This is a genomic window from Microbacterium sp., from assembly GCF_029263575.1.
Taxonomy (GTDB): Bacteria; Actinomycetota; Actinomycetes; order Actinomycetales; family Microbacteriaceae; genus Microbacterium.
This window is the reverse complement of the sequence record NZ_JAJUFV010000131.1, coordinates 1-8,149: the sequence shown is the minus strand read 5'-3', so window position 1 is coordinate 8,149 and position 8,149 is coordinate 1. Positions and strand designations below refer to the sequence as shown.

8 protein-coding genes and 1 pseudogene are annotated in these 8,149 nt (G+C 66.0%); 5 read left to right on the top strand and 4 right to left on the bottom strand.

What is annotated here, in order from left to right; all coding sequences use genetic code 11:
• From Q1J95_RS12320 to Q1J95_RS12310, 3 genes and pseudogenes are all read left to right on the top strand, one after another.
• Window positions 1-846 (top strand): annotated as a pseudogene (locus tag Q1J95_RS12320) (hypothetical protein); the annotation flags it as partial.
• Between the two features lie 9 nt (window positions 847-855).
• Entirely contained in the window at window positions 856-1,227 is a 372-nt protein-coding gene (locus Q1J95_RS12315; protein ID WP_300267956.1) for a DUF2568 domain-containing protein, read from the top strand.
• Window positions 1,224-1,649 (top strand): NUDIX domain-containing protein, encoded by a 426-nt coding sequence (locus Q1J95_RS12310; RefSeq protein WP_300267954.1) that lies wholly within the window; start codon window positions 1,224-1,226, stop codon window positions 1,647-1,649. Before Q1J95_RS12315 ends, Q1J95_RS12310 begins: the two co-directional genes overlap by 4 nt.
• A 9-nt stretch (window positions 1,650-1,658) precedes the next feature.
• On the opposite strand, the gene nagB is transcribed toward Q1J95_RS12310, so the two are convergent.
• Genes nagB through Q1J95_RS12295 form a run of 3 tightly spaced genes read right to left on the bottom strand, consistent with a single transcriptional unit; the run spans window position 1,659 to window position 4,589 of the window.
• Entirely contained in the window at window positions 1,659-2,438 is a 780-nt protein-coding gene (nagB, locus tag Q1J95_RS12305) for a glucosamine-6-phosphate deaminase (RefSeq protein WP_300267952.1), read from the bottom strand.
• A complete protein-coding gene (locus Q1J95_RS12300; RefSeq protein WP_300267950.1) occupies window positions 2,431-3,402 on the bottom strand; it encodes an ROK family protein in 972 nt (323 codons plus the stop codon). The genes nagB and Q1J95_RS12300 overlap by 8 nt, the downstream gene beginning before the upstream one ends.
• Window positions 3,402-4,589, bottom strand: coding sequence for an ROK family transcriptional regulator (locus Q1J95_RS12295; protein ID WP_300267947.1), 1,188 nt, complete (start codon window positions 4,587-4,589; stop codon window positions 3,402-3,404). Before Q1J95_RS12295 ends, Q1J95_RS12300 begins: the two co-directional genes overlap by 1 nt.
• Before the next feature lie 272 nt (window positions 4,590-4,861).
• On the opposite strand from Q1J95_RS12295, the gene Q1J95_RS12290 reads away from it, so the two are divergent.
• Both Q1J95_RS12290 and Q1J95_RS12285 read left to right on the top strand, forming a co-directional pair.
• On the top strand, window positions 4,862-5,341 hold the full coding sequence (locus tag Q1J95_RS12290; RefSeq protein ID WP_300267944.1) for a hypothetical protein: 480 nt from the start codon (window positions 4,862-4,864) through the stop codon (window positions 5,339-5,341).
• A 133-nt stretch (window positions 5,342-5,474) separates the two neighbouring features.
• Window positions 5,475-6,926 carry a L,D-transpeptidase gene (locus Q1J95_RS12285; RefSeq protein ID WP_300267942.1) on the top strand — a complete coding sequence of 484 codons (1,452 nt, stop codon included), beginning with the start codon at window positions 5,475-5,477 and terminating at the stop codon, window positions 6,924-6,926.
• A 158-nt stretch (window positions 6,927-7,084) separates the two neighbouring features.
• Here the strand turns inward: Q1J95_RS12285 and Q1J95_RS12280 are convergent.
• Window positions 7,085-8,149: NADP-dependent isocitrate dehydrogenase (locus tag Q1J95_RS12280; protein WP_300267940.1), on the bottom strand; the 1,065-nt coding region annotated here is incomplete at its 5' end.

The window sequence follows — 8,149 nt, the reverse complement described above, 5'->3', positions numbered from 1 at the left end:
GGCGCGATCACCGGTATCGGAGCGTTGGTCGGCACCGGATCTGCGGCACTCGTAGTCGCCGGAGTCGTCGCTGCTGCGGCCGTCGTGCCGGGGCTGGTCGACGCGAGCCCGGCGACATCGCTGCCCAGTGCCTCAGACCTGCGCGATTCGTCGATCTCGTCTGAAGTAGAACCCGACCCGGATGCCGAGCCGGATGAGAAGTTCCTCCTCGAGATCGAGCAGGACGAGCCGGAACCGCCTACCGACGCCGACGAGACTCCCGAACCCGAACTGCGAATCAAGGACGATTCCTCGGCGCCGACTCCCCCGCCCGCGAAGCCCTCCGCGCCCAGCGTGCCGGATACGAGCGATGGTGAAGGCGGCGACGGGTCTGAGTCGACAACACCACCGGTCAAGCCAGAACCAACACCAGAACCCGAACCCACTCCGGAACCCGAACCCACTCCGGAACCCGAACCCACTCCGGAACCCGAACCCACTCCGGAGCCGACGGAGCCACCGACAGAGCCGGAAGAGCCGGAAGAGCCGGAAGAGCCGGCGGGCCCAACGGCTCCCGTCACGATCACGGACATCGCGGTCACGGTGGATCCCCAGTTCAAGACGCACGTGGCGATCAGCGTGGTCGGAATGCCGGGAAGCACCGTGCAAGCGCTCATCAGCGGCAGCTCCGACGGAACAGATCAGATTGTGCTCCACGAAGACGGCACAGGCGTGATTGATCTGCGCCCGACTCTTCGTCAGATCATTCGCAACGCTCCTGTCACCCTTCAGTATCTGGTGAACGCGAGCGTGCAGTACCCGCTCGAGTCCAGGCTGTGGAGGCTGGGCGTCACTCCTCCCGAATAGACTGGAGGCATGCCCGAAGCCCCCGACGCCGTCCCCGGTGTCAACCGTCCCACCATCACGGCCCTCGACATTATCCGGGCCATTGTTCTCGTCGTCGCGATCGCTTCGCTCGCGCTGTGGGGCTTCGCGCTGTGGCCGTTCCCGTGGAACATCGTGTTCGGCGTCGGGGCACCGGCACTCGTGCTGTTGCTGTGGGCGCTGTTCCTCTCGCCCCGGCCGGTGCTGGCGCTTCATCCGTTCATTCGCGCGGCCGTCGAACTGCTCATCTACGTCGCTGTCACGCTCGCGTGGTGGTCGATGGAGCAGACCTGGATCGGAGTGGGTTTCGCCGTCGTCGCTGTCGCCGCCGGGCTGTTCGCCGGGCGACGAAATCTGCGATGACCGCTGACATCCATGTGAGCGCGGCGATCATCCACGACGCCGATGGTCGCGTGCTGGTCGTTCGCAAACACGGCACCACCCGGTTCATGCAGCCCGGCGGCAAGCCCGAACCGGGCGAGAGCGCTGCACAGACACTGGCCCGTGAACTCGCGGAAGAACTCGACCTGCAGGTCGACGAAACCGAGCTGCGTCCGCTCGGCAGGTTCATCTCAGCCGCGGCGAACGAGCCCGGCCATCGAGTCGTCGCGGATGCTTTCGCTCTCACGGTCGACGCGGATGCCGTGCGCGTCCAAGCGGAGATCGCCGAGTTGCGCTGGATCACTCCGGACGACATCGGCACGCTGCCGCTCGCTCCGCTCAGCGTCGAGCACCTGCTCCCGCTCGCGTGGCCTGCCAAACAATCGGGGCAGGACGCCGGCTGAACGCCCGCGTCAGAGCCCTTGCCAGGCGGGCTTGTTGTCGAATGCGTGCCGGTAGTAGTCGGCCAGCTTCAGCTGCGACGCCGCTGCCTCATCAAGCACGACGGTCACGTGCTCGTGCAGTTGCACCGCCGAGGCCGGCACCAGCGCGCTGATCGGCCCTTCCAGAGCCGCTGCCACGGCTCGTGCCTTACCCTCGCCGAAGGCGAGCAGCACGAGGTGTCGAGCTGCAAGGATCGTGCCGAGCCCCTGGGTGATGCAGTGCATCGGAACCTCATCGATCGACGAGAAGAAGCGCGCGTTGTCATGCCGGGTCCGCTGCGTCAGCGTCTTGACGCGCGTGCGCGACGCGAATGACGAACCAGGCTCGTTGAAGCCGATGTGTCCGTCGGTGCCGATACCGAGAATCTGCAGATCGACGCCGCCCGCGGCGGTGATCGCCGCCTCGTAGTCATCACCGGCGTGCTCGATGCCATCGGTGGATCCGTTGGGAACGTGAACCTGCTCGGGCGTGAAGCCGAGCGGCTCGACGACCTCGCGCGTGATGACCGATCGATAGCTCTCGGGATGAGCGGGGTCAATGCCGACGTACTCATCGAGCGCGAAGGCTCGGACCCGAGAGGTGTCGACGTCGCTCAGACGAGGGCGCAACGCTTCGTAGACCGGCAACGGCGTCGACCCGGTGGCCAGGCCCAGCACGGCATCGGGTCGACCGGCGATGAGCCGAGCAATCTCGTCAGCAACCAGTGCGCCTGCCGCGGCGGCACTCTCGACGATGACGACTTCAGCCATGGACAGCGGTCTCCTTTGTAGTAGTGGGTGCGCCGACCAGAGCGGCACCGAGGGCGGCCACAGCCGATCCCGGGGGAAGTAACTCGATTCTCTCATCGAGATGCAGAGAACGCAGAAACGCCGAGCCCGCCGCGACTGCTCTCAGGGCTGTGCGGATGCCGTAACACAGCTCCTCTCCGAGTGCGGTGAGCCCGCCGCCGATCACGACCGTCTCGACATCGGCGCTGAGGACGAGCACGCGCACGGCCGCTGCCGCGCCGCGGGCGAGATCGGCGCGCAGCAGAAGCGCTTCTGTGTCGCCGTTCTCGGCCGCCTCAAAGATGTCGCGAACCGGCAGTGCGCCCGGTCGACCCCAGGCTCGGGCCAGTGCTCCCCCGCCGCACAACGTCTCGATGCATCCGCGCTGACCGCAGCCACATACCCGGCCGTTCGGGTCGACCGAGATGTGGCCGACCTCACCGGCGGTGCCGCGCGATCCGCGCCACAGGACGCCGTCGACGACGATGCCCGCCGCAACGCCGGTGCCGAGGTTGAGGTAAGCGATCGAAGCGGCAGATGACCGGCCACGCAGGGAGGCCGCACCGAGCGCTGCGGCCTTCACATCGTTCTCGACCGACACCGCTACGCCCAGACGTCCGGACGCGAGCGCCGCCAGTTCCAGGGAGGTCACACCGAGGTTCACCGCATGCAGAACGAGCCCACGGTCAGTGTCGACGACACCGGGAATCCCGACTCCGACGCCCGCGACATCGGAGGTCGAGAATCCGAACTCCGCTCCGAGTTCTCGCACGCTGTCGACGACGTCGGCCACGACAGCGTCTGCCCCATACCCGCTCGCGCGGCGGATGCGCCCCATCACCTCACCGCGGGCGTCGAGTGCTACGGCATCCGTCTTTGTCCCGCCGATGTCGAGGCCCACGCGAATCGGCCGGCCCGTGAGGCCGGCAGAGGCCGCGGGTGCCACTATGAGACCCCCAGCTGCCCGGACAACACCATGACGGCTGTACCGCGGAGCACGATGTCGTCCTGTCTGGTCAGTCTGATCACCACGTCGTCGAAGACCCCCTCGAGCGTGCGATCGCGCAGCGTCGTGGTGGCGGCGTCGATGAGTGTGTCGTTCAGCAGTTCAGCGGGCCCCGAGAGCACCACCTCAGACAGATCGAGGGCCGTGACGATCGGGGCAATGGCGATGGCCATGCGAGCGCCAGCATCGCGGAGGATCTCATCGCTGCTATCCGGCGCATCGGCGATCGCGCGACGCAGGCGCGTGACGCTGAGCCACGCCTCCAGACAGCCTTCGCGGCCACAGATGCACTGGGGGCCACCATCGGTGCCGACCACGACGTGACCGATTTCACCTGCGGCGAATCGGCTGCCGAGCATGGGCTGGCTGCCGGCGATGAGTCCTGCGCCGACGCCGACGCCGATCTTGATGAGGATGAAGTCTGCTCTGGCATCGCCGAAGGTATATTCGGCGAGCACGGCGGCATTGGCGTCGTTGCGAGCGAGCACGGGAAGGTCGAGGTCGAGGCCAAGCCGCGATTCGAGCGGAAACCCACTCCAGCCCAGGTTGGGAGCGCTCATGACGACCCCGTCGGTGCGCTCGACTCCGGGTGTTCCGACGCCGACGCCGAGCAGCGCGGCGCTTGAAGCGGAGATGAGCGCTCGACTCAGCTCCAGCACCGCAGCGTAGGCCGCGTCGCCGTCTGGCTCAGCAGGACGTGTGACCTCGCGGCGTTCGAGTACGTCGCCGTCGAGGCTGAGCACGGCCCCGCGGAAGACCTCTGCATCAGACAGATCAAGGCCGATGATCTGGTGCCCCTGGCGATCGAGGTCGATGAGAATGGCCGGTTTTCCCGGACCTGCGCTCTCACGCACACCCAACTCGACCACGATCCCGTCGGCGATGAACTCGGCCACAAGATCGGAGATGGTCACGCGCGTGAGGCCGGTCTCGCGCGACAGATCGGCGCGGCTCATAGCGCCCGAGTGATAGAGCGTCTGAAGCACCAACGCCCTGTTATGACCACGCGCGTGCTCAGGGAGCACCTTCGATCGCGAGCGCAGATGCCGTGACGGTCCGAAGGCATGCGCGTTCGCGCCACCGTGCGCGGCGGGAATCACGAGATGCGGGTCATCCGAATCGGACATGTTTGTTAGTACACCTTACGAACAATAAATGCGCAAGCTTTGAACCCGGCGCGGTCGGCAGGGTTATCGAAACGTTACACCCCACGATCGCCGCGCGAGCACGACGCTGATTCCGAGAATACTCGCGTCAATGCTGCCCACGCGGCTGGATGCCTCGTGCCTCGCGTGGGTCGTTCTCCCCATCGGGAGGCGCCAGCGAATGTGATCTACTTATTCCAGACCGGAGAATTGCGCCGCAATTCGTGGTGCCACCAATAAGGGGAGATTCACACATGAACCGTCGTATCGCAGCCTGGACGATCGCTACTGTCGCCGTCCTCGGCCTGACTGCTTGCTCTGGCGCTCCTGCCGCCGAGGAAGACACCACCAACGACTCCGCCGACTCCGCTGAGACGGCTCCCGAAGAAGAGACCAACACCGACCAGTCGGTTGAAGATGCCTGCGGCATCGTCATCCCCGAGCTCACCGAGGCCAGCAGTGCCCTGAGCAGCATCGACGCCGCATCCGCCGACCCCGAGGCCACGGTCGAAGAGTTCAAGACCTTTATCACCGCCCTCGGCGCCACGGTTGACAAGGTTTCGAACCCCGAGGTCAAGGACGCCACCACGGCGGTCTACGACGACTTCGTCACCCTGGGCGACATCCTCGAGAAGGTCGTCGTCGATCAGGACCTGTCGGCGACCGAAGAGCTCAACACGGTCACCAGCGACATGACCGAATCGGCCACTGCTCTTCAGGAGCTCTGCAGCTAATTCAGCTCTCTGACGATGGCCCTGCGACCCTGTGCGGTCACAGGGCCATCGTCATCTCAACCGTTGCCACCCTGTTATCTGCGACCACGTATGATAAAGAGAACGTCACAGTGAAACCACGGGGGGTGAATTCGTGACTGATCTCATCGAGGCACCCGGTGCCGCCACAGCACAGACCACGACTGTCACAGAGGCTTTGCCTCCAAACGACGGCGAACGGCCGCTTCAGTGGGCACCGAACGAGCCCCAGCCGAAGAAGCATCGCGTCGGCCTCTGGGTCGGTCTCGGCGTCGGCGCGCTCGTACTCGCCGCTGGTGCGGCATCCACGATCCTCATCGCGCCGGGAACGACCATCGCCGGCATCCCGGTCGGCGGGCTCACCCCCGGCGCCGCTGCTGAGGTTGTCAACTCGCGCCTGGCCGACATCGAGGTCTCCCTCACCGACGTCAACGGCGACCCCGTCGTCACCGGTGCTGACCTCGGCGCCTCGATCGACGCCACGACCCTGGCCGACGAAGCCTTCGCCTCGCACCCCATGTGGAATGTCACCACGTGGATGCCTGAGCCCATCGCTGGCGAGATAACTCTCGACCCTGAAGCAGCTCCCAGCGCCCTGCGTGCGCTCGTACCCGCAAGCTACGAAGATCCCGTCAACGCCAGCGTGGTGTTCGACACAGCCAGCAGCGCCTATGTAGCCACCCCCGCCGCGACCGGCACCGGCATCGACCTCGACGGTCTCACCGCTGCGATCTCGTCGGCGATCGCCGATGGCGACAGCGGCGTGAGCTTCTCGGGTGCCCCCACGGAGACCACGCCCGCCGTCACGGACGAGACCGCCGCCAGCACCGCCGAGACCATGAACTCGATGCTCGGCCAGATCGGCTTCTACGTCGGCGACGAGCGCACGGTCGCCATCAAACCAGAGGTCGCGGCGACATGGCTCGAAGTGGTCCCAGACGATGGCGAACTGCACGTCGTCGCCGATGAGACCGAGATCCAGGCCGTCGTCGACACGCTCCCCGGGCTCGTCAACCGTGACGCGGTCGACGCTCGCGCTGTCGTCAATTCGAACGGTGAGGTACTGCGCGAGCTGAACGCTGGCGCGAGCGGCCGGGAACTCGGCGACATCAGCAACGCGGCAAGCGACTTCGCCGCACAGCTCGAGAACGGCAACGCCGTGTACGAACTCGACGTGAGCGAGACGGCGTTCGAGACCGCCACGGTGGTTCGACGCATCGACCTCAACCTCAGCACCCAGCGTGCCACGGCATACGAGAACGACCAGGTCGTGAACTCGTGGGCGATCTCATCCGGCCTGCCGGGAACGCCGACGCCGACGGGCAACTTCAGCGTCTTCGGGCACACCGCCATGCAAGACATGGGCTGCTTCGAAGGGGCCCCCTACTGCACGGAGAACGTTCCGTGGAGCACCTGGTTCGCGCCCAACATCGCCTTCCACGGCACCTACTGGCACAGCAACTTCGGCAGCCAGATGAGCCACGGCTGCGTCAACATGCCCATCAGCGCGGCCAAGTACATCTACGAGTGGGCGCCCGTCGGCACCGCCGTCTCCGTGCACTGGTAATCGCGTGCACTGTAATTACATGCACTAGTAGTCACGCGCACCGGTAATCACACGCACTGGTAATGACGTGGCGCAGTGGTGAAAGCCTCGCGCTGGTAATACCGCGAAAACGAGGGTGGGGCGGATGCCGCAGCATCCGCCCCACCCTCGTTTCTGGCTTACGCGATCGCGTCGATGATGCCGTTCAGCGTGTCGGACGGGCGCATGACCTTCGCGACCTTCGCCGTGTCCGTGCGGTAGTAGCCGCCGATGTCGGCCGCGCCGCCCTGAGCCGCGATGAGCTCAGAGACGATCTGCTGCTCTTGGGCCGTGAGCTCTGCCGCGATCGGCGCGAAGGCCGCAGCGAGGTCAGCATCCTTCGTCTGGGCTGCGAGCTCCTGGGCCCAGTAGAGGCCGAGGTAGAAGTGGCTGCCACGGTTGTCAATCGTGCCGAGCTTACGGCCAGGCGAGCGGTCTTCTTCGAGGAAGGTGCCGGTCGCGGCATCCAGCGTCTCGGCAAGAATACGTGCCTTCTCGTTGCCTGTACGATCTGCGAAGTGCTCAAGCGATGCGGCGAGCGCGAAGAACTCGCCGAGCGAGTCCCACCGGAGGTAGTTCTCTTCGACGAGCTGCTGCACGTGCTTGGGCGCTGATCCGCCCGCACCCGTCTCGAACAGTCCGCCGCCAGCAAGCAGCGGGACGATCGAGAGCATCTTCGCCGAGGTGCCGACCTCGAGAATGGGGAACAGGTCGGTGAGGTAGTCGCGCAGCACGTTGCCGGTGACCGAGATGGTGTCGAGGCCATGACGCATGCGGGCGAGCGTGTAGCGGGTCGCCTCGTCCGGCGGCAGGATCGAGATCTGCGCGCCGTCGGTATCGAGCGTCGCGAGAGCCTGGTGCACCTTGGCGATCAGCTGCGCATCGTGCGCGCGGTTCAGATCGAGCCAGAACACGGCCGGAACCCCGGTCGCCTGCGCACGGGAGACCGCGAGGCGCACCCAGTCCATGATCGGGATGTGCTTGGTCTGCGTGGCACGCCAGATGTCTCCGGCGCCGACGTGGTGCTCGATCACGACCGTTCCCTGGCCGTCGACGACCTCGACGCGACCGGCCGAGGCGATCTCGAACGTCTTGTCGTGGCTGCCGTACTCCTCGGCGGCCTGAGCCATGAGCCCGACGTTGGGGACGGTGCCGATGGTCGCCGGGTTCAGCGGACCGTTAGCGATCACGTCGTCGAGCACGGC